This window comes from Oryzomonas japonica (genome assembly GCF_008802365.1).
In the GTDB taxonomy this organism is placed as follows: domain Bacteria; phylum Desulfobacterota; class Desulfuromonadia; order Geobacterales; family Pseudopelobacteraceae; genus Oryzomonas; species Oryzomonas japonica.
Genome location: NZ_VZQZ01000004.1, coordinates 43,108 through 69,015, shown reverse-complemented (window position 1 = coordinate 69,015; position 25,908 = coordinate 43,108). Strand labels below are relative to the sequence as shown.

General features: G+C 61.4%; 27 protein-coding genes. 23 read left to right on the top strand and 4 right to left on the bottom strand.

Annotation, left to right across the window (positions count from 1 at the left end):
* Position 1: 1 nt before the first annotated feature.
* A complete protein-coding gene (locus F6V25_RS07785) occupies positions 2 to 1,147 on the bottom strand; it encodes an ABC transporter permease (protein WP_218043534.1) in 1,146 nt (381 codons plus the stop codon).
* A gap of 587 nt (positions 1,148 to 1,734) precedes the next feature.
* Between F6V25_RS07785 and F6V25_RS07780 the strand changes: the two genes are divergently transcribed.
* The 12 genes from F6V25_RS07780 (at position 1,735) to F6V25_RS07725 (ending at position 14,023) form a co-directional block, all read left to right on the top strand.
* Positions 1,735 to 2,109 (top strand): hypothetical protein, encoded by a 375-nt coding sequence (locus F6V25_RS07780; RefSeq protein ID WP_151128054.1) that lies wholly within the window; start codon positions 1,735 to 1,737, stop codon positions 2,107 to 2,109.
* A 517-nt stretch (positions 2,110 to 2,626) separates the two neighbouring features.
* A complete protein-coding gene (locus F6V25_RS07775) occupies positions 2,627 to 4,324 on the top strand; it encodes a methyl-accepting chemotaxis protein (protein ID WP_151128053.1) in 1,698 nt (565 codons plus the stop codon).
* A 411-nt stretch (positions 4,325 to 4,735) separates the two neighbouring features.
* A complete protein-coding gene (locus tag F6V25_RS07770; RefSeq protein WP_151128052.1) occupies positions 4,736 to 5,347 on the top strand; it encodes a hypothetical protein in 612 nt (203 codons plus the stop codon).
* A complete protein-coding gene (locus tag F6V25_RS07765) occupies positions 5,334 to 5,891 on the top strand; it encodes a DUF1499 domain-containing protein (protein WP_246166997.1) in 558 nt (185 codons plus the stop codon). The genes F6V25_RS07770 and F6V25_RS07765 overlap by 14 nt, the downstream gene beginning before the upstream one ends.
* Positions 5,892 to 5,905: 14 nt before the next feature.
* Positions 5,906 to 6,382 (top strand): hypothetical protein, encoded by a 477-nt coding sequence (locus F6V25_RS07760; protein WP_151128051.1) that lies wholly within the window; start codon positions 5,906 to 5,908, stop codon positions 6,380 to 6,382.
* Between the two features lie 403 nt (positions 6,383 to 6,785).
* Positions 6,786 to 7,436 carry a hydrolase gene (locus F6V25_RS07755; protein ID WP_151128050.1) on the top strand — a complete coding sequence of 217 codons (651 nt, stop codon included), beginning with the start codon at positions 6,786 to 6,788 and terminating at the stop codon, positions 7,434 to 7,436.
* A gap of 39 nt (positions 7,437 to 7,475) precedes the next feature.
* Complete coding sequence (locus F6V25_RS07750; RefSeq protein ID WP_151128049.1) at positions 7,476 to 7,907, top strand: OsmC family protein; 432 nt, start codon at positions 7,476 to 7,478, stop codon at positions 7,905 to 7,907.
* An 84-nt stretch (positions 7,908 to 7,991) separates the two neighbouring features.
* Complete coding sequence (locus F6V25_RS07745; RefSeq protein ID WP_151128048.1) at positions 7,992 to 8,519, top strand: DUF302 domain-containing protein; 528 nt, start codon at positions 7,992 to 7,994, stop codon at positions 8,517 to 8,519.
* Between the two features lie 123 nt (positions 8,520 to 8,642).
* A complete protein-coding gene (locus tag F6V25_RS07740; RefSeq protein WP_151128047.1) occupies positions 8,643 to 10,469 on the top strand; it encodes an amidohydrolase in 1,827 nt (608 codons plus the stop codon).
* 78 nt (positions 10,470 to 10,547) lie between these two features.
* Entirely contained in the window at positions 10,548 to 11,456 is a 909-nt protein-coding gene (locus F6V25_RS07735; RefSeq protein ID WP_151128046.1) for a pirin family protein, read from the top strand.
* A 1-nt stretch (position 11,457) separates the two neighbouring features.
* Positions 11,458 to 12,594 (top strand): potassium channel family protein, encoded by a 1,137-nt coding sequence (locus F6V25_RS07730; RefSeq protein ID WP_151128045.1) that lies wholly within the window; start codon positions 11,458 to 11,460, stop codon positions 12,592 to 12,594.
* A gap of 13 nt (positions 12,595 to 12,607) precedes the next feature.
* Positions 12,608 to 14,023, top strand: a complete 1,416-nt coding sequence (locus tag F6V25_RS07725) for an alginate export family protein (protein WP_151128044.1) — start codon at positions 12,608 to 12,610, stop codon at positions 14,021 to 14,023.
* 65 nt (positions 14,024 to 14,088) lie between these two features.
* On the opposite strand, the gene F6V25_RS07720 is transcribed toward F6V25_RS07725, so the two are convergent.
* Positions 14,089 to 14,409 carry a hypothetical protein gene (locus F6V25_RS07720; RefSeq protein ID WP_151128043.1) on the bottom strand — a complete coding sequence of 107 codons (321 nt, stop codon included), beginning with the start codon at positions 14,407 to 14,409 and terminating at the stop codon, positions 14,089 to 14,091.
* A 10-nt stretch (positions 14,410 to 14,419) separates the two neighbouring features.
* Entirely contained in the window at positions 14,420 to 14,611 is a 192-nt protein-coding gene (locus tag F6V25_RS07715; protein ID WP_151128042.1) for a GSU3473 family protein, read from the bottom strand.
* A gap of 298 nt (positions 14,612 to 14,909) precedes the next feature.
* On the opposite strand from F6V25_RS07715, the gene F6V25_RS07710 reads away from it, so the two are divergent.
* From F6V25_RS07710 to F6V25_RS07700, 3 genes are all read left to right on the top strand, one after another.
* A complete protein-coding gene (locus tag F6V25_RS07710) occupies positions 14,910 to 15,659 on the top strand; it encodes a DNA-binding protein (RefSeq protein ID WP_151128041.1) in 750 nt (249 codons plus the stop codon).
* Complete coding sequence (locus F6V25_RS07705; RefSeq protein ID WP_151128040.1) at positions 15,640 to 16,185, top strand: 2-thiouracil desulfurase family protein; 546 nt, start codon at positions 15,640 to 15,642, stop codon at positions 16,183 to 16,185. Before F6V25_RS07710 ends, F6V25_RS07705 begins: the two co-directional genes overlap by 20 nt.
* 176 nt (positions 16,186 to 16,361) lie before the next feature.
* On the top strand, positions 16,362 to 17,948 hold the full coding sequence (locus F6V25_RS07700) for a sensor histidine kinase (protein WP_151128039.1): 1,587 nt from the start codon (positions 16,362 to 16,364) through the stop codon (positions 17,946 to 17,948).
* Positions 17,949 to 18,020: 72 nt separating this feature from the next.
* On the opposite strand, the gene F6V25_RS07695 is transcribed toward F6V25_RS07700, so the two are convergent.
* Positions 18,021 to 19,448, bottom strand: coding sequence for a sigma-54-dependent transcriptional regulator (locus tag F6V25_RS07695; protein ID WP_151128038.1), 1,428 nt, complete (start codon positions 19,446 to 19,448; stop codon positions 18,021 to 18,023).
* Positions 19,449 to 19,861: 413 nt separating this feature from the next.
* Here F6V25_RS07695 and F6V25_RS07690 point away from each other — a divergent pair, with 413 nt between their 5' ends.
* The 8 genes from F6V25_RS07690 to tsaB all read left to right on the top strand — a co-directional run bounded on the left by F6V25_RS07690 (position 19,862) and on the right by tsaB (position 25,902).
* Complete coding sequence (locus F6V25_RS07690; RefSeq protein ID WP_151128037.1) at positions 19,862 to 20,098, top strand: hypothetical protein; 237 nt, start codon at positions 19,862 to 19,864, stop codon at positions 20,096 to 20,098.
* A 74-nt stretch (positions 20,099 to 20,172) separates the two neighbouring features.
* Positions 20,173 to 20,409 carry a hypothetical protein gene (locus tag F6V25_RS07685; RefSeq protein ID WP_151128036.1) on the top strand — a complete coding sequence of 79 codons (237 nt, stop codon included), beginning with the start codon at positions 20,173 to 20,175 and terminating at the stop codon, positions 20,407 to 20,409.
* A 139-nt stretch (positions 20,410 to 20,548) separates the two neighbouring features.
* Positions 20,549 to 21,604, top strand: a complete 1,056-nt coding sequence (locus F6V25_RS07680; protein WP_246166996.1) for a cytochrome c3 family protein — start codon at positions 20,549 to 20,551, stop codon at positions 21,602 to 21,604.
* Between the two features lie 3 nt (positions 21,605 to 21,607).
* Positions 21,608 to 22,333: a cytochrome b/b6 domain-containing protein gene (locus F6V25_RS07675; RefSeq protein ID WP_151128035.1), complete on the top strand. Its 726-nt coding sequence runs from the start codon at positions 21,608 to 21,610 to the stop codon at positions 22,331 to 22,333.
* Between the two features lie 159 nt (positions 22,334 to 22,492).
* Positions 22,493 to 23,497: a cytochrome c3 family protein gene (locus tag F6V25_RS07670; RefSeq protein WP_151128034.1), complete on the top strand. Its 1,005-nt coding sequence runs from the start codon at positions 22,493 to 22,495 to the stop codon at positions 23,495 to 23,497.
* Between the two features lie 87 nt (positions 23,498 to 23,584).
* Positions 23,585 to 24,427: a HAMP domain-containing protein gene (locus tag F6V25_RS07665; protein ID WP_151128033.1), complete on the top strand. Its 843-nt coding sequence runs from the start codon at positions 23,585 to 23,587 to the stop codon at positions 24,425 to 24,427.
* A gap of 60 nt (positions 24,428 to 24,487) precedes the next feature.
* Positions 24,488 to 25,030, top strand: a complete 543-nt coding sequence (locus F6V25_RS07660) for a menaquinol oxidoreductase (RefSeq protein ID WP_151128031.1) — start codon at positions 24,488 to 24,490, stop codon at positions 25,028 to 25,030.
* A gap of 137 nt (positions 25,031 to 25,167) precedes the next feature.
* Positions 25,168 to 25,902, top strand: a complete 735-nt coding sequence (gene tsaB / locus F6V25_RS07655) for a tRNA (adenosine(37)-N6)-threonylcarbamoyltransferase complex dimerization subunit type 1 TsaB (RefSeq protein WP_151128030.1) — start codon at positions 25,168 to 25,170, stop codon at positions 25,900 to 25,902.
* The last annotated feature ends 6 nt before the right edge of the window (positions 25,903 to 25,908 follow it).

Genomic DNA, 25,908 nt, shown 5'->3' with positions numbered 1-25,908 from the left:
ATTACCCCCGGAAGATGTCGAACGGCTCGATCTTGAGCACTTTCCTGACGCCGATATAACTCGAAATACCGGCGATTATCAGGACCATGATAAAGGCAAGCCCGATATCCGTGTATGTCGTCATGGCCGCATAGCTCGGCATCCTGAGCCGAGCCACGGTGATCAGCAGGCAGGCGAGCCCGATACCGAGGCCAAAACCGGCCAGAGAGGCAAAAGACGCCTGGAACAGGATCATGTAGACGAGTTCCCTCCCCTTGGCCCCGATCGCCTTCAACGCCCCAAACCGTTCCAGGTTCTCCAGGATGAAGGTATAGAAGGTCTGTCCCGAGATGCAAAGACCGACGATAAAACTGATCACCGTCATGATAAGGACATTGGTGCCGACGCCGGTCTGGTACTTGTAGAAGCGTGATGTTTTCTGGATGAATTCGTCTTTGGTCAGCGCCTCGTACCCCAGAGCTTTCACCTGCTGCTTAATGTAGGGGATGGCGGTGGTGTTCTTCGGCTCTATCAGGATGAAGGCGGTGGTGAATCTCGTGGAGGGGATATACTGGAGCGCGCGGTTGTAGGTGGTGTAGAGGGTCGGCACCCCGAAAAGGCCGCTGGTGGTGACACGCGCGATACCGACGATCACCCCGCGGTGGTCGTTTATCTCGAATTCCGTGCCGACCCGGGGATTCTGCAGCTTGGGAAATTCGGCATCTTTGACCACAATAAAGGCGTTTTCCCCATAGATATCCTCGATCTGCCCCTCAAGCAGTTCGGGCCGTCCGTACAGGCTGGAGTCGTCCAGCCCGATAACCGTCACGGACTGATAGGCGCCGCTGCGGAGCTTTACCAATGCCCCCCCGGAATAGAGCGGCACGGCATACGTGACGCCGTTGATGCTCCGTACGGCGTCGAGCACGTAATCGGGCATCGGGATATTGTTCGCAGGGGTATTGATCGCCGGGTCCATAACCCACACCTTGGCGCCCACGTTGAGAACGGTGGCGGAAGAACGATGGAGGATGCCGGAGAACATGGAGGTCATCATGACCATCAGAAAGACCGCAAAGGTGATGCCCACCAGCAAGGCGGCAAATTTACCCTTGTCGTTCACCAACAGCTTGTAGGCGATTTTCAGGATTCCTTTCACTGCCGCCATCCTTCCCGCGTCGGCTTACGGCGATGTCCCAGGTTATCGGGATTGTTTCCCTTCTTTCACCCCATTTGCGGTGGTCAGACTGATCGTTGTTTACAGTATATATCTATTGAACGCAGATGCCATGCCGTTGGTTACAAATTAATTTGCCCACCGGCGCGATAGTCAGCTTCGCCGTCCCTGCCGCCATCCCCATGCAAAAACGCTCCAGGGTTTCGGGCCCCACGGGGCGGATGCAATCGCCTCCCTTGAATTTATTTTATATTGAAAGTTGGGTGTCCATCAGGTAGAAAAGGAGGGATTGGTGCAATGGAATCGATAGCGTCTCTTGGCCGTTATTTTTGTCCTGCTTTCCGCCGGTTATGCCGTTGCCGCGACACCCCCTGCCCCGCACCCGACACGACCCTCCAGGGATTTCAGTTCATTCAGGCAGGCCGAGCGAACTTCGCGGGGTGTCGTGCCTGATCGAGTTCAGGGGCGATGCGGCCAAGCGGTGACCAGACGCGACTGTTCAACCACCCGAGAACGAAAGAGGCCGAACCGGAACACGCCCGGCCTGTTGTAAAATCCATGATGATGGAGCGCCTGGATTGATACGACTTCTGCTCGGCACAATGCTCATTGCCATTGTGCTGCTCCTCATGTACCGCCCCGTCTTTCCCACGAAGCACCTCGGCCCTGCGGCGGCTGCGGCCATCCGCAAAGGCACCACGAACAAGGCCCAGGTGCGGGCCCTCCTGGGCGAACCCCAGTCTGCCGAACGCCAGGTGCCCCTGCGCCAAGTGCCCGGAACCGAGCCGCTGCCGGCCAAGTATACCGCTTCCGAGATCTGGACCTACTGGACCGTCAGCAGGCACAAATCGTCGAATGCCGCCCCCGGCACCGGACCTGCGCACTTTTTCATCATCGTCTTCTTCGATGCCCGGGGGATGGTGCTCGACTGCGATACCAAACAGGATGAGTGAGCCCCCTGCGCCGGGGCGGATGCGTGGGGGAGCGGCACGCACGGGGGCCTGAATCTCCAGCAGAATCCCGGCAGGAGGGGAAAAACTCGCCCCCAGGAGGTTTTGTTTGTATTGGTTACCCGACTAATGCTAATCTTATCCCATGCACACCTTGGCAAACACCATCATCCTGTGCGGACTGCTCTTCGGCATGATCCTCTTTTTCATAGCACGCAGGCGGTAGTTCTCCCGCCACGGCCGGCCCACCCATGTCCGGCCTCCCGAAACAGGCAACAGCCGTTTCTCGTGTTTCAGTATTCACTCTTCCGCAGTTGACGCCACGGCGCTCGTTCGATACCGCTGCCCCGTGGTCAATTGCCCCCCACCAGGCGTAGAGCAGCGGCCGAAACCGCATTGAAGCTCCCTAGCCACCCACCAAAGCTATCTTATATTTTTCTGATATACTTGATCCGTCTTCAGCGCCGTGGCGATGATTCCGGTGCCGCAGCTAAAATTTGTACTTACACGGGGAGGCGACATGGCTACGGGAAAACAGGGGGTAAGGTTCGGGAACAAGATTCTCATCATGGTGCTGGCGTGCAGCATCGGGCTGGCATTGGCGACCACCTGCATCGCCCTGAAGGAGTATGTGGCCTCGTACCGCAGCTCCATCGAGATGTATAAGAAATCCCTGTTCAACGATTTCGACGCCCAGGCGCGAAACGAGGTGGAGACGGCCGTCAGCCTGTTGCAGGCGGTCTACGACCGCGCCCAGAAGGAGGGGACATCGCCGGAAGAGGCCCGGAAACAGGGCGCCGACCTGCTGCGCGGTCTGAAGTACGGCAAGGACGGCTATTTCTGGGCCGATACGACCGAGGGGATCAACGTCGTCATTTTGGGCAAGCCGGTCGAAGGCAAGAGCCGCATTGATTCCCAGGACGCAAAGGGCAAATACCTCGTCCGGGAGATCATCCGGAACGGGAGACAGCCGGGCGGCGGCTTCACCGACTACTGGTTCCCCCGGGCGGGTGAAACGACCCCAGCCCCGAAACGGGGCTACTCGGTGGAATTCAAGCCCTTCGGCTGGGTGATCGGCACCGGCAACTACGTGGACGACCTGGACGCACTGGTCAAGAAGGCCGCCGACGAGAGCATGACAAGCCTCAAACAGGGGATCTACCTGATCATCGGCGTCACCCTGGTCCTGATCATCCTCATCTCCGTCATCTCGATCTTCGTCACCAGGCGCCTGCTGCTCCATATCGGCACCGAACCGGCCCATCTGGAGGAGATCACCCAGCAGGTGGCGGCCGGCGATCTGACCTACCGTTTCGAGCAGGGCAGTGGCGGAATCTATGAGGCCATGCGCCGGATGGTGGAGCAGTTGCGCCAGGTCATGGACAAGGTCAACAAAAGCTCCCAGGAGGTGGCCTCGGCCTCGGTGCAGTTGAGCAGCAACGCCGATCAGATGGCCAGCGCCTCCCACCAGGTCGTCGGCCAGGCCAACACCGTGGCCACGGCCAGCGAAGAGATGTCGGCCACCAGCATGGATATCGCCAACAACTGCCACCGGGCGGCGGAGAGTTCCAACCAGGCCAGCAAGACGGCCCAGGCCGGCGCCGCCATCGTCAGGAGCACGGTGGACGGCATGAGCCGCATCGCCGGCAAGGTGCGCAGCTCCGCCACCGCGGTTGAACAGTTGGGCACCCGCTCCGACCAGATCGGCGCGATCGTGGCCACCATCGAGGATATCGCCGACCAGACCAACCTGCTGGCCTTGAACGCCGCCATCGAAGCGGCCCGCGCCGGAGAACAGGGTCGCGGCTTCGCGGTGGTCGCCGACGAGGTCCGGGCCCTGGCCGAGCGCACCGCGCGGGCCACCCGCGAGATCGGCGAGATGATCAAGAATATCCAGGGAGAGACCCGCCAGGCGGTGTCCGCCATGGAGGAGGGGGTCCGGGAGGTGGAGCAGGGGACGACGGAAGCGGCCCGGTCCGGCCAGGCGCTGGAGGAGATCCTGGAAAAGATCAACGAGGTGACGGCGCAGATCAGCCAGATCGCCACGGCTGCGGAGGAACAGACCGCCACGACCCGGGAGATATCCAACAATATTCAGCAGATTTCCGATGTGGTGGAGATGAGCGCCAAGAGCTCCATGGACATCTCCCAATCGTCCTCAAGCCTGTCCCAGCTCTCCGTGGAGTTGCAGGACCTGGTCAGGATGTTCCGGGTCTAGCCCGGTCATATACGAGAAGAGCCCACCAAGCAATTCGGTGGGCTCCTTTTTATTCGATTCCATTCAGGAATTATCCGGCGCTCTGGTGCAACCGGGACTGTTTCACATCCTATTTCCCATACCGGCACGGTGGCGTGTCTTCCATAGAGAATAAAGCCTCCTTATGCGTAGTTTGTTCTACCTTCCATCTGTCTGAAGTATAACCGTCCCTGGCGGATAAAAACAGTCTGTTGAAATTATTTTTATGCGCGTATACTGGATAAATTGGCGGTCGATAAGGGACGTTCCTCCCCCGCCACATCGCAACGCAGGCCCGTGGCACCCCGGATGCACGCCGCATTTTCCATTTATCGCCCGGCAACCGATACTCATTTTTCCGGTACGCTTACCAGAACAGCAGGGGGATGCACGATGAAGATTACGGAGACCATGCCCCGCGTCCCGCACGGTATAAAGATCGCGCTCGTATGCGGTTTGCTCGCCATGGCGGCCGGCTGCTCCGGCATAACAATGGTCGGCAGTCTTGACGCGGAAACGGAAACGTGGACGAACCGTGTTGCCCCGCGCGAACCTCGAGGGCCGGTAGAAATGGCGGTATGCAATGCTGCCGCGTCGAAAACGACCGTCCGTAGTGGTGATATCACGGCCGTATACCTTGCCACGGACTCTTCGCATCAGCTAGTTGTAGCTGTTGTAGGGTCGGGTCATGAAGCCGATGAGATGACCCCGAAAAAAATAACCAATTACCTTGTTGTAGACGGCAAGATACGAGCCTACTCAGAGCCGGTGATGGCGCCCTCCCCGGACGTGGATTATGAGAAAACCATTTACTCGGCAGCCGTAGGGGCCTTATCCCCAGACGGATTTTCCGTCATCATCTATTCCCGCCCAACAAGAAACTTTACGGTCAACGGGACGAGAAAGACGAAATGCAGCTTCAAGGTCACGGTGCTGGACGGTTTTGACTCTGCGGGAAAGATACTGTCAGAGCGGGACGTCAACATCTGTTATGATAATCGGTAAAACGATGGGGGAATGCCGCCGCCGTTCCCCCAAGGGAGGGGACATGCGTTTCGGCATCTGTCGCCTGCCGGGCAAGCGACCCGCTTCGTTTCGGGCCGTCACGAGGGGTATGATCATGGGTATCCTGTCAGGCCTTCTGGCCGCGTGTACCGGCGAACGGCCCACCAACCTGGGCATGCGGGACGGCCGCCTGACCGCCTGTCCCACGTCGCCCAACTGCGTGCTGAGCCAGGCCGACGACGAGCGGCACCGGATTGCGCCCCTGTCGTTCACAGGCGAACCGGATGCCGCCTTTGCCCGCCTGAAACAACTCCTCGCCCGACGGACCGATGCGACGGTCATCGAAGAACGCCCCGGGTATCTGCGGGCTGAACTGCGGACGACCCTGTTCACGGATGACGCCGAATTCCTGCTGGACCGGGAACGGCGCTGCATCCAGATACGCTCCGCCTCGCGGCTCGGGTATTCCGACCTGGGGAAAAACCGTCGCCGGATGGAGGAGATCCGGGAGGCGTTCCGGATTATGCCTACGTCAGCTTTCTAGGGAGGTGGCCGGAGATGCGCAGTGCCGCGGCAGATCGGATTTTTCTCTGGGCTGTGATCTTCACGGCGCTGGCCGGCTGCGCCGAAAAGCCCATGGACATCGGCGATCTCTACCTGGAATCCCGGACCGCCCTTGAGGCGTATAAAGCCGGCAATTACAGGTATATCCCCGCCAACAGGCAGATCTCCGTCACCACGAAACAGGATGCAACCCAGTTCAGGATTATCGCCATCGGCTTTGTCAACGCCAGGAAAATGGCGTTGCACCTCACCTTCCCCACCGAGTGCCTTTTGAAACACGCGGCATGTCTCCGCAATGCCAACCAGGAATTCACAGCCTTGAAAAAATGCGTGGACACGGCGACAAGCGGCTCTCCTGCGCCGGCTTCCTGCTCAGTCTCCTCGCTGATCATCAACGACGGGACCGGCGCCATCATCAGAGACCGCATCCATGCCCCCCACATGGACGTCTGGGTTTACGACGTGGACTAATCTCGTGCAACACGTATTCTTTCGCAACGCCACCTCTCAATCTCCCATTACCACCGGGGGACTTCAAGGCTTCTCCCCTTATTAAGATAGGATTAAGGATGGTAGGCTGAGATACTACCACCCCCGGCCCTTTAGGCCCCAGAGGGTCCTCCGAAACTAGGAGGGGGTGGTTGAGAATTACTTTGCACGAGGAGGATACGAGCGCCACAGATTCTCCCCCTGAACATGGCCGGGCCGCCGAAGGACATACCCTTCGCGCTGCCCGGCCTTTCTTATTGGGCGCGGAAAGAGAAAGGCCTCGGACCGAACCGCCTTCCCGGCCACATTTTAATGTTGCAACTTTTTTTTGAAAGGACTTAAATCGATATTAAGGATAAAAATAGTCCTATAGGAGGGCATTTCCATGAAAACCGAATTGCTCAATCCGGCCAACAGCGCCGTCATCTTCATCGACTTTCAGCCCCAGATGACTTTCGGGGTTGCCAACATCGACCGCCAGACCCTTTTCAACAATGTCCTGCTGCTGGCCAAAGCGGCACGGATCTTCAAGGTTCCCACCATCCTCACCACCGTTGAGACCAAGAGTTTCTCGGGCAATATGTGGCCCCAGATCCTGGACATCTTCCCCGGCCAGGAGCCGATCGAGCGCAGTTCCATGAACTCATGGGAAAGCGAGGAGTTCGTCGCCGCGGTGAAGGCGACCGGGAGAAGCAAACTGGTCATGGCCGCCCTCTGGACCGAGGTCTGCCTGACCTTCCCGGCCCTGGAGGCCATGAGGGCCGGGTTCGAGGTCTATGCCGTGGAGGATGCCTCGGGGGGCACCTCAGTGACGGCGCACAACGCGGCCATGCGTCGCGTGGAACAGGCGGGCGCAATCCCGGTGACCGCGCTCCAGGTCCTCCTCGAGTACCAGCGGGATTGGGCGCACAAAGAGACCTACAACGACGTCATGGCGGTGGTCAAGGAGCTGTGCGGTGCCTATGGCCAGGGTGTGGAGTACGCCTACACCATGGTGCACGGCGCGCCTCCCAGCCGGGCCGGCGCCGGGCATTAGTCCCCGTTCCATAATGCAGTGCTGACAAGGAGAACAACCATGAAGATCAAGCGCAACGGATCGGCCAAATGGCAAGGCGGCATCAAGGACGGCAGCGGGGCCATCTCCACCGGGAGCGGCGCCCTCCATGCCTATCCCTACGGCTTTTCCAGCCGCTTCGAGGGGGTGCCGGGCACCAATCCGGAAGAGTTGCTCGGGGCGGCCCACGCCGGCTGCTTCACCATGGCCCTTTCGCTCATCCTGGGCGAGGCGAAGCTTACCGCCGAACGGATGGAGACCATGGCCACGGTCACCCTGGAGCAGGTGGAGGGGGGCTATGCCATTACCGCCGTCCACCTGAAGCTGGAAGCCAAGATTCCGGGGGCGGACCAGGCGACCCTGGAACGGCTCGCTGCCCAGGCCAAGGCCGGCTGCCCGGTTTCCAAGCTGTTCAATACCGAGATCACCCTGGAGGCGACGCTCGTATCATAGGGCGGCTAGACATGGCTTTCCTCAACTGACCCTTCAAAGCCGGGAACGCCGCGATGACAGTGACGTTGCTGCAAGGAACCCAACATGGAACGCATCATTGAAGTACATCATATAGCTCTGGAGGCGGATGCCGACTTTGAGGACTTCACCAAAGCACTCGAACAATCCCTCGGCCGGTTCGACGACGCTCTCCTCAAGGGGATTGCGACCGATCCCCGCTCAGTGGAGGACCGCCTTGAGAAAGCGGCTGGCGAAGAGGGACTGATGCTGTTCAACGTCCAGGACCATGGTGGGCTTCTGAACCTCTTCGGCACCCCGCAAAAGGGCAAACAGTATGTCCTGGGAAACCCGCTCATCGCGGTCACCATGACACGCCACGATATCAGGGCAGGGCTCTACGCCCCTCTGAGGTTGTTCGTCTACGCAGCCGGCGACGGATTGACGCGCATCGAATATGACCAGCCTTCCTCTCTTTTCGGCCAGTTCCATCATCCTGAGGTCATGGCCGTGGCTCGGTCCCTTGATGCAAAATTGGCGAGGCTTATCAAAAAGGCCGGGCTCTTGGCGGCAGAACGCCGAGCCGGTGGATCACCGGGGACCGGTACGCAGTAACCATGGACCGGCCAAAGACAAAGCTGGAAGATGGCCGCCGTCACGGTCCTGGGCGTCTGACCGGTCAGCATGCTGGTCCCCTGGCTGGAACACCGCCCTCAAAGGTAATAAAGGGGTAGCGATATGAACGCACCTGACATGATTCTGTATAACGGCGCCATTGCCGCAGCGGATGGCGGCCATGCCACGATTTCCGCCGTTGCCCTGAGCGACGGCAAGATCACCGCCCTGGGCGGCGAAGAGCTGCTCAAGGATGCCCCCGCCGCGACCAGGCGAATCGACCTCAAAGGACACACCGTCATCCCCGGCCTGAACGATTCCCACATCCACGTCATCCGGGGCGGCCTCAACTTCAACATGGAACTGCGCTGGGACGGGGTGCCCTCCCTGGCTCTGGCGCTGCGCATGCTGCGCGAGCAGGCCCGCCGCACCCCGCCCCCCCAGTGGGTGCGGGTCATCGGCGGCTGGACCGAGTTCCAGTTCGTCGAGCGGCGCATGCCGACTCTGGAGGAGATCAACGCCGCCGCGCCGGACACCCCGGTCTTTGTCCTGCACCTGTACGACCGGGCGTTCGTCAACCGGGCCGGACTCCGAGCCCTGGGGTACACGAAGGAGACCCCCAATCCAACCGGCGGGGAGATCCAGCGGGACAGGTCCGGCAATCCCACCGGCCTGTTGATCGCCAAGCCCAACGCCCTGATCCTCTACGCCAGCCTGGCCAAGGGGCCGAAGCTCGGCTTCGACGACCAGGTCAACTCCACCCGCCACTTCATGCGCGAGCTGAACCGGCTCGGGATCACCAGTTGCATCGACGCCGGCGGCGGCTTCCAGAACTACCCCGACGACTACCGGGTGGTGGAGGAGTTGGCGGGACGGGACGAACTGACCCTGCGCATCGCCTACAACCTGTTCACCCAGCGCCCCGGTCAGGAGTACGACGACTTTGCCCACTGGGCCGAGATCACCGAACCGGGAAAGGGGAACGATGTCTACAAGGTAAACGGCGCAGGCGAGATGCTGGTCTTTTCCGCCGCCGACTTCGAGGACTTCCTGGAGCCGCGCCCCGACCTGCAACCGGTCCTGGAGGCGGAACTGAAAAAGGTGGTGGCCCTGCTGGTGGAGAAACGCTGGCCGTTTCGGCTGCACGCCACCTACGATGAATCCATCACCCGTTTTCTGGACGTGTTCGAGGCCATCGACCGGGAGATCCCCTTCAACGGTCTGCGCTGGTTCTTCGACCATGCCGAGACCATCTCGGAGCGGAACATGGAGCGGGTGCGCCGCCTGGGGGGCGGCATCGCCATCCAGGACCGCATGGCCTTCCAGGGTGAGTATTTTGTGGAGCGTTACGGGAAAAGAGCGGCCAGCATGGCCCCGCCCATCTCGACCATGCTCCGCATGGGAATTCCGGTGGGCGCGGGCACGGACGCCACCAGGGTGGCGAGCTACAACCCCTGGGTATCGCTCTACTGGCTGGTGACCGGCAAAACCGTCGGCGGCCTTGCCCTGTGCGGCGAGGAGAACCGCCTGGACCGGGCCACGGCCCTTAGGCTCTACACCGAGGGAAGCTCATGGTTTTCCGGCGACGATGGCAAAAAAGGGCGGATCGCGGTGGGGCAACTCGCCGACCTGTCGGTGCTGTCGGCCGACTACTTCAGCGTGCCCGACGAGGAGATCAAGGGGATCGAGTCGCTTTTGACCATCATGGGGGGACGTATCGTCCATGGGGCGGGCGACTTCGCCTCCCTGGCGCCCCCCGTGCCGCCGGTTTCTCCCGACTGGTCGCCCACGGGCGTCTACGGCGGGGCGTACCGGGATGGGCACGGCGAACCAGAGGTGCCTGCCCTGGCGGCGGCCGTCTCATGCGACGACCCGCTTCACCGGCATACCCACCGGGTATTCGGCGAGGATGGTCCCTGGGGGATCGGTTGTACATGTTTTGCATTCTGATATGATAGAGGGGTGTATGGGACCTATGAGTCCCATAGGTCCCATACACCCCAAATCCCCCTGAAAGGAAATCCCCCCATGACCACCCGCGCCATCGACAAGCTGTACAAGAGCCGCCCCACCGTGGAGGGGGCCGGAGTCCACCTGAAACGCGCCTTCGGCAACTCCCAGGTGCCGCTGTTCGACCCGTTCCTGATGCTGGACGACTTCCATACCGCCAATCCGGCCGAGTATCTGCCCGGCTTTCCCTGGCACCCCCACCGGGGCATCGAGACCATCACCTATGTCTTGGAAGGGCTGGTGGAGCATGGGGACAGCATGGGCAACAAGGGGGTCATCGGCCCCGGCGACGTGCAGTGGATGACCGCCGGCAGCGGCATCATCCACCAGGAGATGCCCCAGAAGAGCCCCACCGGCATGATGTGGGGCTTCCAGTTCTGGGCCAACCTGCCGGCCGGCCAGAAAATGATGGCGCCCCGCTACCGGGACGTGAAGGCGGGCGATATCCCGGAGGTGACCCTGGATACGGGGGTCAGGATCAAGGTCGTCAGCGGCCGGGTCGGCGGGGTCCAGGGGCCGGTGCGGGACATCGTGATCGACCCGGAGATGCTGGATGTGAGCATCCCGGCCGGCGCGACCTTTCGCCACCCGGTCACGGCGGGACATACCGCCATCGCCTACGTGCTGGACGGCGAGGGGTATTTCGACGAGCAGCGTGACGCCTTTGCCTACGAGATGGCGGGCGCGGGGTGGATGGACCTGGACCGGCGCTGCATCTGCGGCCCGGAAACCGTGGTCCTCTACAAGCGGGAAGGGAGCGAGGTGCAGGTCGTGGCTGGCGAGCGGCCGGTCCGCTTCCTGTTCATCGCGGGGAAACCGCTCCATGAGCCGGTGGCCTGGTACGGCCCCATCGTCATGAACACCCAGGAGGAGTTGCGGGTCGCCTTCGAGGAATTCCAGAACGGCACCTTTATCAAGAGCAGATAACGTGACGGTCCTGGCAATCATATCCGGCATTGCCCTGGTCCTCCTGGTCCTGTGGGAGGGGTTCGAGACCATCGTCCTGCCGCGCCGGGTGACGCGCCGTTTTCGCCTCACCCGTTTTTTCTACCGGAGCAGTTGGCGCCCCTGGGTGCGGATGGTCACGCTCCTGATCCCCGCCCGGCGGCAGGAGACCTGGCTCAGCTATTTCGGCCCCCTGTCGCTCCTGTTGCTCCTGAGCTTCTGGGCCTTCGGCCTGATCTGCGGCTTCGCCCTCATCCACTGGGCCCTCGGCTCGGCGGTGGTGGCCCGGGACGGTGCCAGCGGCTTCCTCACCGACCTGTACCTGAGCGGCACCACCTTCTTCACCCTGGGGCTGGGGGACGTCGTTCCCCGCACCCCCCTGGCGCGCCTCCTGGTAGTGGTGGAATCGGGCATGGGATTCGCCTTTCTCGCCCTGGTGATCGGCTACCTGCCGGCCCTCAACCAGTCCTTCGCCCGCCGGGAGGTGAGCATCTCCCTCCTGGACGCCCGGGCCGGATCGCCCCCCACCGCCTCGGAGATGCTCCGCCGCCACGGCTACGAACACGGGAAGGAGGCGCTCCGCCAGCTCCTGCACGAATGGGAGCGCTGGTCGGCGGAGTTCCTGGAGGGGCACCTCTCCTATCCGGTCCTGGCCTATTTCCGCTCCCAGCACGACAACCAGTCGTGGCTGGCGGCACTGGCCGCGATCCTGGACACCTGCGCGCTGGTCATGGCTGGCCTGGAGGGGGCCTGCGAGCGCCAGGCGGAACTGACCTTCGCCATGGCCCGCCACGCGGTCATCGACCTCTCCCTGGTCTTCAGGACCGCCCCGCGGGAATCGATCCCGGACCGGCTGCCCCCGGAGCGGCTGGAGGAGTTGCGCCTCCTTCTGACAGAAAGCGGGCAGCACCTGCGGCAGGGCGAGGCCTTCGACCGGAAACTGCGGGAGTTGCGCCTTCTGTACGAGCCGTACGTCCACGAGCTTGCCGCCCACTTCCAGATCGCCCTTCCTCCCTGGATCGCTGCCGAGGATTCGGTGGACAACTGGCGGGGCAGCTTCTGGGAGCGGTCGGCCAAGGACAGGATATCGGTGCGGAAAGGCAGGGGTGAACACTTTTAGGGGAGGCGGTGCGATGAAGCTTTTTCAGGCGGTTTGGGTGGCTATTATCGGGGTATCGTTGCTCGCTCTTCCGGCGCCTTCCCCTGCCGGCTTCGGGGAGCCACCGGACAGCTTCCGGGGTTACTTACTGAATCGCGCCGACGAGGATTACGGCTACCTGCGCGATCCGGCCCTGAATACCGACACCTGGGACCCGGTCAAATACCTCCCGTTCAACCGGACTGGCTCCTGGTATCTCTCCCTGGGCGGTGAGGCGCGGGAACGCTACGAATACTTCAACCACCCAAACTGGGGCAAGGACCCGCAAGACTCCGGCTACCTCCTCCAGAGATACTTCCTGCACGGCGACCTCAGGATGGGCGAGAACCTGCGCATCTTCAGCCAGTTCCAGAGCAGCCTGGAAAATGGTCGCAGAGGCGGACCGCGACCGACCGACCGGGACGAATTGGACCTGCACCAAGCCTTTTTGGACCTGAAGCTCGATCTATCCGACGCAGCCTCCCTGACCCTGCGCTCCGGGCGGCAGGAACTGGCCTACGGCTCCCAGCGGCTCGTCTCGGTGCGGGAAGGACCAAACGTACGCCAGAGCTTCGACGGTTTCCGGCTCATGTACCGCACGGGAGAATTCAGGATCGATGGGTTTGCCGCCAAGCCGGTCCAGACCAACCGGTATGCCTTCGACGACGGGACGGACAACGCCAAGGCCCTCTGGGGGGCCTATGGGGTGCTGCCGTTCCCGCTTCTTCCCCAGGGGAACCTGGATGTCTACTATATGGGGGTCTATCGGGGCAAGGCCGGCTTCGACCAGGGGACTGCACGGGAAACGCGGCATTCCCTGGGGGCACGGCTCTGGCGCACAGCGGCGCCCCTCGATTACAACTTCGAAGCCATCTACCAGTGGGGGAGTTTCGGCACCGGCGCTATTCAAGCCTGGACGGTCGCTTCGGACACCGGCTACACCCTCTCGTCGCTTCCGCTCCGTCCACGATTCGGCCTGCGGGCGGATATCGCCAGCGGTGACGACGCCCCGGCCACCCATGACTTGGAAACCTTCAACCCGCTCTTCCCCAAAGGAGCCTATTTCAGCGAGGCGGGACTGATCGGGCCGGCCAACTTCATCGACCTGAACCCCTGCATCGACCTCCACCTTGCCGACCATCTCGCCTTGATCTTCGACTGGGATTTTTTCTGGCGGGAGAGCACCCACGACGGACTGTACAACAACGCCGTGGCTCTCGTCCGCTCCGGCAAGACGAGCGCTGCCCGCTACATCGGCAGCATGTCCCAGGGGCAACTGCTCTGGGACATCGACCGGCACCTGTCCTTTGTCGCCATATATGGACATTTTTTTGCCGGCAGCTTTTTGAAGGAATCGGGACCGGGAGAGGATGTGGATTACCTGACCACGTGGCTTACGTACAAATTTTGAGGATCATGCCGGTGCGCACGGGGATGCCCCATGGTAGGCGATGGTGAGCCGGTTCCTGCTTATTCCTATTTATCCCCGGCCGGGGCCCCCTCGGGCGGTGCGGGTGGCGGATCGGCCGGCGCGGGGGGCGGTTCGGGAGCTGTAGCGGGCGGCGGTTCCGGGGCGGGGGAACAGGCCTTGGCGCACTCGCCGTAGGCGGCGGCGTTCTTTTCCAAGCACTGTCTGTGGTCTTCGTCCGAGTAGCCGCCGGCCGGAGGACAGTACATATCGTTCGATCGTTTGTCGCTCGCACAGGCGTTGAGGCAGTCGGACCTGTCGTCGGCAAGGGCCGCCCCAGCCAGGGGGCACAGGATCAGGAACAACATGGTGGTGAAAAGGATGCGCATCGTGAGTCCCTTACGCCTTTCTTCGTTCTTTCCCGTCATAGGCCTTCTTGCCGGACGAACCCCGCAGGGGGTCCTTGGCAACCCTGACCCACTCCCCGGAACGGCGGAAGGAGAGGATGCGCCTTTTCTGGATGAACGATTCGAGTTCATCATCCCCCACAACGCCGGGGGTGCCGTCGATAAAGAGTACCGGAATTTTCATAGGTCGTTTTTAGCAAACTTTCTCAGCAACAGCAATCCCCCAAAACAGGGAAATATTGTGACCTGGATTCGATCGGACGCAGAGGGGCCTGAGCCGCTTTCCGGCGGCCACGCACCGATTCGCTCGCACTGGATCGCGTTGTAGCAGATTCCCCACGAGTAGCAATCCCCCATGGGCAAAAACGCCACGGATAAAAACGCCGTGCAGGCCGGGTCGGGGCGGGTACGAAATAAGGCTTGTGCATCACACCGGAAAACAATATGATTTCCCGCAAAGACCCCTCCCAAAGGAGCCGTACATGACACGAAACGCACAGTTGTTGAGCATCATTTTCACCATCTCTCTCATCGCGGCGGGCCAGGTTGCCCATGGGTTCCCCAGGGGGACCTTCAGCAACCGTTCCGCGGCCCGGACTGTCTCGCAGCAAGCACCGCTCCCCCTCTCCGGCACCGTGGTGGAAACCATGGACGCGGGGGGATATACCTATGTCGGCCTGGAGAACAACGGAGTGAAGAGTTGGGTTGCCGTCCCCGAGATGAGCGTGACCGTGGGGCAGAAGATGTCGTTCAGCCACGGGAGCGAGCTCACCAACTTCACCAGCAAAACCCTCAAGCGCACCTTCGACCGGATCGTCTTTTCAGACGGGCCGGTGGCACAGCAGAACGCCGCCCCGACGAGCGCACCCAAGGCGGCACCGGTGAAAGCCGCCGCCAAAAGCGATAAGGCCAAGGTGGAAAAGGCCACCGGCCCCAATGCCTATACGGTGGCGGAACTCTACAAGAACAAGAATACCCTGAACAAACGCAAGGTCGTGGTCAGGGGCAAGGTCGTCAAGGTCGCAACGGGGATCATGGGGAAAAACTGGGTCCACCTGCGGGACGGCAGCGGCAGCGCCAAGAAGAAGACCAACGACCTCACCGTCACCACCCAAACGGTGCCCAACGAGGGGGAGGTGGTCACGGCCTCGGGGATACTCAGCAAGGACCGGGATTTCGGCGCCGGCTACAAGTATGAGCTGATTATCGAAGATGGCACCCTGCAACCCTGAGCCTGAACCTGCGGCCGTCCCCTGCGCCATCGGCGTCAGCTCCTGCCTGCTGGGGGAGCAGGTCCGCTACGACGGCGGCCACAAGCACGACCGGTACCTCACCGACCGCCTGGGGCGCTTTTTCCGGTTCGTATCGGTCTGTCCCGAGGTGGGGTGCGGCCTGCCCATCCCCCGGGAGGCCATGCGCCTGGAGGGGGACCCGGCCGCCCCGCGCCTGGTGACCACCCAAAGCCGCATCGACCTGACCGACCGGATGCAGGCCTGGTGCCGCATGAAGGTCAGGGAGTTGGAGGGCGAGGACCTGTGCGGCTTCATCTTCAAAAAGAGTTCGCCCAGCTGCGGTCTGGTGCAGGTCCCGGTCTACGACGGCGGCGGAGCGGCCGGGAGCGGCAGCGGTCTGTTCGCCGCAGCCCTGACGGCCCGCTTCCCGCTTTTGCCGGTGGCAGAGGAGGGGCGGCTGGGCGACCAGGGGTTCCGGGAGGAGTTCATCGAGCGGGTCTTCACCTACCGGCGCCGGAAGACTTAAAAACAGAGGACCTCTGTTCGTAAGCCCTCCCCTTCCCCGGCAGAGGGGGGAAATGCAAGCGACCCGGGTGACGGCACCATCCCGCTGCTATGCGCAGCTGCGGCTTGACTTGCAACGCCAAACGCAGTATGTAGCCACACAGCCCTAACGCATACTTCCGAACGCAAAGGTCATCCATGCGCCTGCGTCTCTCCCTCATCGTCAAGCTCACCCTGGCCACCTCCCTGATCCTGGTCGGCTTCATGGGTATCCTGGACTACATCAACCTGAAAAACTTCCGCAAAGCCACCATCGAGTACGCCATCTCCAATGCCGACCAGTTGACGGAGATCATCAACCAGAGCACCTACGACGCCATGATGAAGAACGATAAGGCCAGCCTGTACCTGATGGCGGACCGGATCGCCCAGAGCAGAAGCATCGAGCATATCAGCATCATCGACCGGAGCGGCAAGGTGGTCTTCTCCAGCCACAAAAGCGAGATCGGCACCATCATCGACCAGAAGAACGCGGCCTGCATCTTCTGCCACCAACCGAACAACACCCGGCTTTTTTCCCCGACCAACAACAGCAGCCGCCTGTACCGCACCGCCAACGGCGCGGAGGTGCTGGGCTACACCAAGGCCATCTACAACCAGCCGGAATGCTCCACCGGGGCCTGCCATTTCCACGACAAGGATCATCATATCTTGGGCGTGCTGGACATCACCCTCTCCCTGGAAAGCCTGCGCCAGCAGTCCCACGAGTACCGCATGCAGTTCATCGTCATGACCTGCATGCTCCTGCTGTTCATCGGGGTGTTGATCACCTTCCTGACCCAGCGCCTCGTGGACCGCCCGGTGCAGCGGCTGGTGCAGCATACCGCACGGGTGTCGGCAGGGGACATGGACGCCCGCATACCGATCACCAGCGACGACGAGCTGGGGGATCTTTCCGAGGCGGTCAACGACATGACCGCGGGCCTCGCCAAGGCCAACGAGGAGTTGAAGGAATGGGCCGGCAATCTGGAACACAAGGTCGAGGAGCGGAGCCAGGAGATCAAGCAGATGCAGGCCCAGCTCCACCGTTCCGAAAAACTGGCCTCCCTGGGCAACCTGGTGGCGGGCATCGCCCATGAGATCAACAACCCCCTGAGCGGCATCCTGCTCTACGCCTCCATCGTGGACAACGACAAGCGCCTCGACCCGTCCCTCAAGCCGGACCTGGAACGGATCATCGCCGAGTGCCGCCGCTGCGCCGATATCGTCAAGCAGCTCCTGGAATTCTCCCGCGAGGCCCTGCCCCACAAGGAGGCCATCTCCCTCAACAACCTCCTGGACCGGGTCGTCGGCTTGCTCCAGCATCAGCCCAGCTTCCAGAACATCAGCATCAAGCGTTCCTACGACCCGGACCTGGGGGACGTCTTCGTGGATTCCAACCAGATGCAGCAGGTCTTCGTCAACCTGTTCATCAACGCCAGCCATGCCATGCCCAAGGGGGGGCTGATCAGCATCACCACCTCGCAACCGGACGGCGGCGGCTTCGCCTGCGTGGAGATCGGGGATAACGGCTGCGGCATCTCCGAAGAGGACCTGCAACGCATCTTCGACCCCTTCTTCACCACCAAGGCCGAGGGGACCGGGTTGGGGCTCTCCATTTCCTACGGTTTTGTGGAAAACAATGCGGGGAAGATCGAGGTGGCAAGCAAGGTGGGGGTGGGGACGACCTTTACCATCCTGCTGCCGCTCCAGGGGAGCGGAGAGGAAGAGCAGGGAGCAATATGACCGATAGGACTCATGGGACTTATAGGTCCTATGACTCAAAAGTCCTATGGGTCACATAAGTCCTACTATTTTTTATTTCTCCAACTGCGCCTTCACCGAGATCCCCAGCCGCTTGAGCATCCCCTGAAAATTGGGACGCAGGATGCCGGTCTCCTCGGCGGCCCGGGTGATGTTCCAGTTGTTCCGCTCCAGGGCTCCCATGACAAAGGCCTTTTCGATCCCCTCCACCGCCTGGTCCCGGATATGGCGCTTCATCTCCTTCAGTTCGTCCGACGTATGGGGGACATACCCTTCCTCCATTCCGGGCTGGGCCGGCGCGCCGGGACTATCCGGGGAGAGTTCCAGATCGTCCTTGTGGATGACCTCCCCGCCCGCCAGCACCACCGCGCGCTCGATGGTGTTCTCCAACTCCCGCACGTTGCCCGGATAGTCGTAGGTTTCCAACAGCGCCATGGCGTCCGGCGCGATCCCCCGGATATTCTTGCCCACGGCGGCGGTGAATTTTTTCAGGAAATGGCTGATGAGCAGGGGGATGTCCCCCTTGCGCTCCCGCAGGGGAGGCAGTTCGATGGGGATGATGTTGAGGCGGAAGAACAGGTCCTCGCGGAAGGCCCCCTCCCCCACCATGGTGCGCAGGTTCCGGTTGGTGGCGGCCACCAGGTGGATATTGATGGGGACCGGCTGGGTCCCGCCGATGGGGGTCACCAGGCGTTCCTGGAGCACCCGCAGCAGCTTGGCCTGGGTGGAGAGGCTGATGTTGGAGACCTCGTCCAGAAACAGGGTGCCGCCGTCGGCCACCTTGAAGAGCCCGGTCTTGGCCAGGACCGCTCCGGTGAACGCCCCCTTGACGTGGCCGAACAACTCGCTCTCCAGGAGGTTTTCCGCCAGGGAGCTGCAATCCACGGCCACGAAGGGCTTGCCGTTTCTCGGGCTGTTCTGGTGGATGGCCCGGGCGACCAGTTCCTTGCCGGTGCCGCTTTCGCCGGTAACCAGCACCGTGCTGTCCGTGGCGGCCACCTGCATGATCCGGTGGTAGACCTTCTGCATCTCCTTGCTCTGGCCCACGAACAGGCCGAATCCGTGTTGGGAGGAGATGGCATCCTTGGTCTTGTTGAGTTCCTCCATGAGGAGGACCCGCTGTTCCAGGGCCCGGTCGATCTTCTGGAGAAGCTGCTCGGGGGTGAAGGGCTTGGCGATATAGTCCACCGCCCCGTTCTTCATGGCCTCCACGGCGGTGTCCACGGTGGCGTAGCCGGTGATGATGATGACCGGCGCTTCCGGTTGGAGGGTCTTCACCGCCTTGAGGACCTCGATGCCGTTCATGCCCGGCATCTTCAGGTCGGTGACGATCAGGTCGAATTCCCGCGCGTGCAGGGATTCGATGGCGCTATGGCCGCTCACGCACGTTTCGACGAAGAAGCCTTCTCCTTCGAGAATACGCCTCAGGCCGTCCCTGATCACCGCCTCGTCGTCGACTACCAGCATCCGGAACTGTCCCATCGCCGTCTCCTTCCCGTCAACGTCACATTGCAATAGTTTCAAAAGCATGTCAACTACTCAAAACACAATCTGTTTTCCTATTTTAGCAAGACGATACCGCAAGTCAATACGTCTGCCCATATGTATAATTTCGCTATACGGTTGCGCCTCCCGCCGATTCTTCATTAAAAACCAAATGATCCCGGCCTCCTGGCGACCGGTTTGCGCCCGGCCACTTTTTTCGACTGTATGGGATTGCTATACAGCCGGCCGCGCCGTTCCCCACGCCCCGTTCGCGGGGCGCCCGGGCATACCTCTAATTATCCCATATACTTATCTTTATTTGTTCAACGGTTGCGCCATTATGGCACGGTCGATGCTCTGACAATGGGCAAGGAAACACCATGACACGCTCAGCAAGAAAGGGGAGAGCCATGAGAACCATATCGGCAACGCTAATGTCCCTGATGATCACTGCCGGCACGGCGCTGGCGGCGGGAGGGGGAGCAGAGGGAGAAGGTCTGAGCCTGTTGGCCACATTCTTCATCGCATTCGGCATCCTGATCGTCCTCTTCCAGTTCGTTCCCGGCATCATGCTGCTGGTCGGCATGCTCAAGGGGGTATTCTCGGCAAGCGAGAAGAAGGCGCACGAAACCGGCGGCGACAAATAACGCCACGCTCCGTAAAAAAGGCGGGGCAACTTTTCAAACACACTTTGAATGCTATACTACCGAGGGAGGACGCCATGAAAACCACACCATTGATCAATGCTCTCATGCTTACCATCGGTTCCGCATCCAGCGCCTTTGCGGCAAGCGGCGCGCGGGAGGACAACAGCGGGCTCTTCGTATGGATCTTCCTGGGCTTCTGCGCCCTGATCGTCGTTGCCCAACTCATGCCGGCGCTCCTGATGATGCTCGGGTTCGCCAAGGCCATGGGCAAGAACAAGGCAGCCGAACCCCAGACCGTGACCAATAAATAGCGCCACACAGCACGAGCACTTGCCGCCGATTTCACGTCGATGTGGAATCGGCGGCACATCTACGAAACAATGCGCACCAGACGGCACCACTACCCATCGCCCCGCACGAGACGGGGCCCCAGGGAAAAGGAGAGCTCACGTGAAGACGGATGTTTGCAGAGTGATACTGTGCCTGGCTGTTCTCATGCTGCCCGCGGCCGCCGCTTCGGCGGCCGGCGCGGACAATGACGCCTGCCTCGCCTGCCACGGCAATCGGGATGTTGCCAGAAACGGCGGCGAGCGGCTGTACCTGGATGCGAGCAAATTCGCCTCCACAACCCATGCCCTGATCGGGTGCACTTCGTGCCATGACTCGGTGACGGCGGCCCATCCCAAGGACGGCTCCCGCCCCACCAAGGCCAGGTGCAAGGAATGCCATGCCCCCATCCAGGCGGAATACGCCAAAAGCCTCCATGGCGCCAAGGCGACCTGCAACGACTGCCACAACCCCCATGAGGTCAAGCCGGGCATCGCGGCATCCGGCGATTACCTGAACAGCAAATGCGCCAAGTGCCACGACAAGGGCAAGACCATCAAGAGCCATTCCAAATGGCTCACCCAGGCCGACCTGCACCTGGATTCGCTTCCCTGCGTCACCTGCCACACCGGCTCCAAGAGCTACGTCATCACCATGGCCATCGAAAACAAGACGCCGGGCGATCCTCACGGCGACTTCAAGACCGCCACATACGGTGAGCTCGGCGCGCTGCAACCCATAAACGGGGATCTCACCCGACTGGTGGACAAAAACGGCGACGGCTTCATCTCCCTGACGGAGCTGCGCGAGTTCAACCACGAGGCGCGCAACAAGGGGATGCGCCTGTGGGGGATGATGACCCCCGAGACGGTCACCCATACCTACCAGATCAACGAGAAGTGCTGGGATTGCTCCTTCTGCCACGCCTCGGGGCCTCAGGCGATGCAGACCAGCTATGTGGCGTTCCCCGACAAAAACGGCAACGTGACCCGCGTGGCGGTTGAAAAAGGCGCAATTCTTGATATTCTCTATGGGACGCCCGATTTTTACATGCTCGGCACCACCAGAAGCAGCACCCTCAACATCGTCGGTGCGCTGATCATCGTCGGCGGGATGATGATGCCGGTCGGACACGGCACCCTGCGGTTCCTCACCAGAAAAAACCGGAAGGAGCACTGAGCCATGAAACACACGGAACAGGTCTATCTCACCCCCATGCCGGTCAGGATCTGGCACTGGCTGAACGCCTTCGGCATCGTGACGCTCTGCGTGACGGCCCTGCAGATCAGATTTCCCGATTACGTGAACATCTTCGGCACCTACAAGGCGGCCATCCGCCTCCATAACACCGCCGGCGTCGTGGTGTCCATATCCTATGTCCTCTGGCTCACCTATTACATGTTCGTGGCCCGCACCATGCTCAAACTGTACGTCCCCACCTTTGAGGACATAAAATCCGGCCTCTTCCGCCAGGCGTTCTTTTACTTCTTCTATTATTTCAAAGGGGGGCCCAACCCGCACCACAGCACCCCGGACAGCAAGTTCAACCCGTTGCAGAAGGCCTCGTACCTGGTGATCATGTTCGTGCTGCTGCCGCTGGTAATCTTTTCGGGCTTCATCCTGATGTACGTCGCCCCCCTGCGGGAGATCTTCATCGTGATCGGCGGCATCAAGACCCTGGTGAGCACCCACTACCTGATCGCCTGCTGTTTCTGCGCCTTCCTCTTCGTACACATCTACCTGGCGACCCTGGGGCACACCCCCTTCGCCCACTTCAAACCGATGTGGAACGGCTGGGAGGAAGAGGAGGTGGAGGACGGACAGGGGGCCATCCCCGGAGCGGAGCCGGTGCCGGTGACCGAACCCCATGGGGTGGCGCGCAATTCCGGCACGACCGAGACGGCGTAGATAGATTTCGATTCGGAAAGGAGTGATTTTTCGTCCAGGCAGGGAGATCGAGGGATTGCGCGGGGCGTACATCAGTACGCCGCACGAAGCGAGCCCGAAGATTGACGCCGCATGGGCGGAAAAAAACCCTTTCCTTCCATCATCCACAGGAGGAGCTCCATGCGTCGCAATCTCATGTTTTCGATCACCCTGGCGGTTCTGTTATTCGGCATGATTGCACAAGCCGTGGATATTCGGGATATCACCTTCACGACGAACAATGCCGGCAAAGTGGTTTTCAGCCACAAGAAGCATATCAAGCAGAAACAGATGGCCAACAACTGCAAGTCCTGCCACGACACCCTCTACCCGTTCAAGAAAAAGGCCACCTACACCATGGCCGACATGGAGAAGGGCAAGTCGTGCGGCGCCTGCCATGACGGCAAAAACGCCTTTGCCCTGAAGGAGTGCGCCCGCTGCCACCAGGTGAAGGAGATCACCTATGCGGTGAAGGCCACCGGTACGACCCGGTTCAGCCATCAGAAGCACCTGGCCGCCACCCCCGACTGCAGCGCCTGCCACCCGACCCTGTTCGCCGCGGGCCACAACAAACGGACCACCATGGCGGAGATGGAGAAGGGCAAGTCGTGCGGGGCGTGCCATAACGGCAAAACTGCCTTCAGCCTCGACAAATGCGCCTCGTGCCACCCGACCAGGGATCAGAAATTCGCCGTCAAGAACGTCGGCAACGTCATCTTCAGCCACGCCGACCACGCGAGCCACTTCCAGTGCGGCAGTTGCCACACCAAGATTTACACCACCACCCGCAGCAAGGCGCGCGTCACCATGCATGCCATGGAAAAGGGGAAATCCTGCGGTGCCTGCCACAACAGCGCCAAGGTCTTTACCGTGGCCGGCAACTGCGATCGCTGCCACAAAGGGTTGAAACCGAAGGACATCGGCTTTACGGTCAAGGACACCGCACCGGTGACCTTCAGCCACTCGTTCCATAGCCAGGCCTATAAATGCGCCGACTGCCACACCAAGATCTTCCCCTACCGGGCCGTGACCGGCAAGGCGACCATGACCGACATGGAGAAAGGCAAATCCTGCGGGGCCTGCCACAACGGCAAGGAGGCCTTCAGCGTCAAGGCAAACTGCGCCAGTTGCCACAAGACGAAATAAGAACTACTCTGGGGCCTATAGGTCTTATGAGTCCTATAGGTCCCAGAGGGAAGGCTGAATCAACTACCACCACGGAGAGATGAAAACATGTTCAAAACCCTCGCAGGACGAGCCCTCATTCCGGTCGGCATAGCCGTCACCGGATTCGTCGTCGTCTGTTTCCTCCTCCTCTACTCGGTCATCAAGAACGTGGTCAACCGGGACACGGTCGGCTATGCCACCAACCTGGCCGACACGATCCTCAAATCCACCCGGTACGCCATGCTCAAGTCCGACCGGGAAATGCTCACCACGATCATCAGCAACATCGGCCAGCAGAAGGGGGTCGAACATATCCGCATCTTCAACAAGAAGGGGATCGTCAACATCTCCACCCGGTCCGACGAACTGGACCGCCAGGTGGACAAGAAGACCGAGGGGTGCATCGGCTGCCACGCCGGGGCCACGCCGTCCGCCTCCCTGGGCAAGATGGAACAGGCGCGCATCTTCACCAACGGCGACGGCCGGGATGTGCTGGCCATCACCGCCCCCATCTACAACGAGCCGGAATGCGCCAATGCCGCCTGCCATGTTCACCCCCCGGAACAGAAGGTGCTGGGCATCCTGGACATCGGGCTCTCCCGGGAGATGCTGCTCAACTCCCTGGCCTCCATCCGCAACCAGATGATCGTCTTCACCATTATGATCCTCGTGCTGACCGTGGGTGGCGTCACGGCACTCCTGCGCCGGAGCGTCTTTCTGCCGTTGCAGAGACTGCGCCACCTGGCCGACCAGGTGGAGGCGGGTGAGACCCCCACGGCCCATCCCACCCACTTTCCCCGTGAACTTGACAGAATTGCCCAATCCCTCTATAACCTGAGCCAGAGGATTCGTCCCGCCGGGAAAGAACCGGCCACTACCGAACAGGGAACCGTCCCGAAGGATGTCTAGGTGCTGCAAGAAACCCACAACCGGGGTCTGGCTCCGGTTTCGCGCACATCGGATTATGCGATGACACAGACCGTCGACAATCAGCCGGCAACCGACCTGGCACCGCAGCAGAGCCAGGTCGAGCTGTTCGAACAACAGCTCAGGGCTGACATCAAGCGTCTCGGCCGGTTCTCCAACCGGGGGCTGTGGGCCTTTTCCCTGTTCATGCTCGTCTGCATGATGGCATGGCGCGACTTCCCCATGCTCCCCCTGCCCGACACGGTCGTGGCGGCCCTCGGCCCGCCGCCGGCGCCCCACATCATCAGCATCGTCCTCCTGTTCTACACCTTCTCCGCCATCATCCTGAGCCTCTCGCGCATGACGGCCGGCCTGGAGCACAAGAGCAGCTTCTGCCATGTGGGCTACCTGACCGGCTTCTTTCTCTTCTACCACTTCGCCAAGGCGCTGGACGACAACTTCTGGGCCGTCCTCGGCTCCGGCGTCACCATCCTGTCGGTGGAGAGCTACCGCATCTGGAGCTTCTGCCGGGAGGCCCTCGGCCGCAAGGCCGAACAGCTCGAATTCGTCCAGAGGACCGGCAGGATACCGCCGGAGGACGAGTAGTACTGCCGGCGAACCACAATGAAAATTCCTCTCCTTTCTTCGCTCTCTGGGACCTATAGGTCCTATAGGACGTATAAGTCCCATGAGGGAGAGTTGGGAAGAGGTAGTTAATCCACTAGCCACCGGGAACCAAATTAATGCACATCATCAGCATCGACTCCTCCACCGCCATCGCCAGCATCGCCCTGACCTCCGACGAAACCATCGTCGCCGAGGCCCTGTTCAGCGCCAACAAGACCCTGTCGGCGCGCCTCATACCGGAGATCGAACGCATGCTGGCCGCGGCGGGGCTCACGATCAACGCCATCGACCTCTTTACCTGCGCCGTCGGCCCCGGCTCCTTTACCGGGGTGCGGGCCGGCGTCGCCACGATCCAGGGGCTGGCCCTGGCCACCGGCAAGCCGTGCGTCGGCTTCTCCACCCTGGCCCTGGTCGCCATGAACTTCCCCCTGGCCTCCCTGCCGGTCTGCCCCCTGCTGGACGCCCGCAAGAACGAGGTCTACGCCGCCCTGTACGACTGCTCCGCCCCGCTCCCCGCCCCCCTCATGGCGGAGTGCGTCATGGGGCCGGAGGCGTTTCTGGACCAACTCCTGGCCACGACCGAGGGGCCGGTCATCTTTGCCGGCGACGGTGCGCTCCGCTACCGCCAGGTCATCACCGATCGCATGGGCGCACAAGCCCGCTTCCCCTCCCCCTTCCACCACGCGGGCCACGCCGCCAACGGCGCGCTCCTGGCCCTCAATGCCTACCGCACCAGCGCCACCCTGACGCCGGAGCAATTGCTACCGGTCTACCTGCGCCCCTCCGAGGCGGAATATGCCAAGATCGACCAGCAGAAATCCCCTCAACAAAATAATTTTTATCCAAAGTAAAATAAT

What these genes read in the sequence shown, in the direction of transcription:
- F6V25_RS07785 (WP_218043534.1), bottom strand. Translation starts at nt 1,147, where the DNA reads ATGGCGGCAGTGAAAGGAATCCTGAAAATCGCCTACAAGCTGTTGGTG.
- F6V25_RS07775 (WP_151128053.1), top strand. Translation starts at nt 2,627, where the DNA reads ATGGCTACGGGAAAACAGGGGGTAAGGTTCGGGAACAAGATTCTCATC.
- F6V25_RS07770 (WP_151128052.1), top strand. Translation starts at nt 4,736, where the DNA reads ATGAAGATTACGGAGACCATGCCCCGCGTCCCGCACGGTATAAAGATC.
- F6V25_RS07765 (WP_246166997.1), top strand. Translation starts at nt 5,334, where the DNA reads ATGATAATCGGTAAAACGATGGGGGAATGCCGCCGCCGTTCCCCCAAG.
- F6V25_RS07760 (WP_151128051.1), top strand. Translation starts at nt 5,906, where the DNA reads ATGCGCAGTGCCGCGGCAGATCGGATTTTTCTCTGGGCTGTGATCTTC.
- F6V25_RS07755 (WP_151128050.1), top strand. Translation starts at nt 6,786, where the DNA reads ATGAAAACCGAATTGCTCAATCCGGCCAACAGCGCCGTCATCTTCATC.
- F6V25_RS07750 (WP_151128049.1), top strand. Translation starts at nt 7,476, where the DNA reads ATGAAGATCAAGCGCAACGGATCGGCCAAATGGCAAGGCGGCATCAAG.
- F6V25_RS07745 (WP_151128048.1), top strand. Translation starts at nt 7,992, where the DNA reads ATGGAACGCATCATTGAAGTACATCATATAGCTCTGGAGGCGGATGCC.
- F6V25_RS07740 (WP_151128047.1), top strand. Translation starts at nt 8,643, where the DNA reads ATGAACGCACCTGACATGATTCTGTATAACGGCGCCATTGCCGCAGCG.
- F6V25_RS07735 (WP_151128046.1), top strand. Translation starts at nt 10,548, where the DNA reads ATGACCACCCGCGCCATCGACAAGCTGTACAAGAGCCGCCCCACCGTG.
- F6V25_RS07725 (WP_151128044.1), top strand. Translation starts at nt 12,608, where the DNA reads ATGAAGCTTTTTCAGGCGGTTTGGGTGGCTATTATCGGGGTATCGTTG.
- F6V25_RS07720 (WP_151128043.1), bottom strand. Translation starts at nt 14,409, where the DNA reads ATGCGCATCCTTTTCACCACCATGTTGTTCCTGATCCTGTGCCCCCTG.
- F6V25_RS07715 (WP_151128042.1), bottom strand. Translation starts at nt 14,611, where the DNA reads ATGAAAATTCCGGTACTCTTTATCGACGGCACCCCCGGCGTTGTGGGG.
- F6V25_RS07710 (WP_151128041.1), top strand. Translation starts at nt 14,910, where the DNA reads ATGACACGAAACGCACAGTTGTTGAGCATCATTTTCACCATCTCTCTC.
- F6V25_RS07705 (WP_151128040.1), top strand. Translation starts at nt 15,640, where the DNA reads ATGGCACCCTGCAACCCTGAGCCTGAACCTGCGGCCGTCCCCTGCGCC.
- F6V25_RS07700 (WP_151128039.1), top strand. Translation starts at nt 16,362, where the DNA reads ATGCGCCTGCGTCTCTCCCTCATCGTCAAGCTCACCCTGGCCACCTCC.
- F6V25_RS07695 (WP_151128038.1), bottom strand. Translation starts at nt 19,448, where the DNA reads ATGGGACAGTTCCGGATGCTGGTAGTCGACGACGAGGCGGTGATCAGG.
- F6V25_RS07690 (WP_151128037.1), top strand. Translation starts at nt 19,862, where the DNA reads ATGAGAACCATATCGGCAACGCTAATGTCCCTGATGATCACTGCCGGC.
- F6V25_RS07685 (WP_151128036.1), top strand. Translation starts at nt 20,173, where the DNA reads ATGAAAACCACACCATTGATCAATGCTCTCATGCTTACCATCGGTTCC.
- F6V25_RS07675 (WP_151128035.1), top strand. Translation starts at nt 21,608, where the DNA reads ATGAAACACACGGAACAGGTCTATCTCACCCCCATGCCGGTCAGGATC.
- F6V25_RS07670 (WP_151128034.1), top strand. Translation starts at nt 22,493, where the DNA reads ATGCGTCGCAATCTCATGTTTTCGATCACCCTGGCGGTTCTGTTATTC.
- F6V25_RS07665 (WP_151128033.1), top strand. Translation starts at nt 23,585, where the DNA reads ATGTTCAAAACCCTCGCAGGACGAGCCCTCATTCCGGTCGGCATAGCC.
- F6V25_RS07660 (WP_151128031.1), top strand. Translation starts at nt 24,488, where the DNA reads ATGACACAGACCGTCGACAATCAGCCGGCAACCGACCTGGCACCGCAG.
- tsaB (WP_151128030.1), top strand. Translation starts at nt 25,168, where the DNA reads ATGCACATCATCAGCATCGACTCCTCCACCGCCATCGCCAGCATCGCC.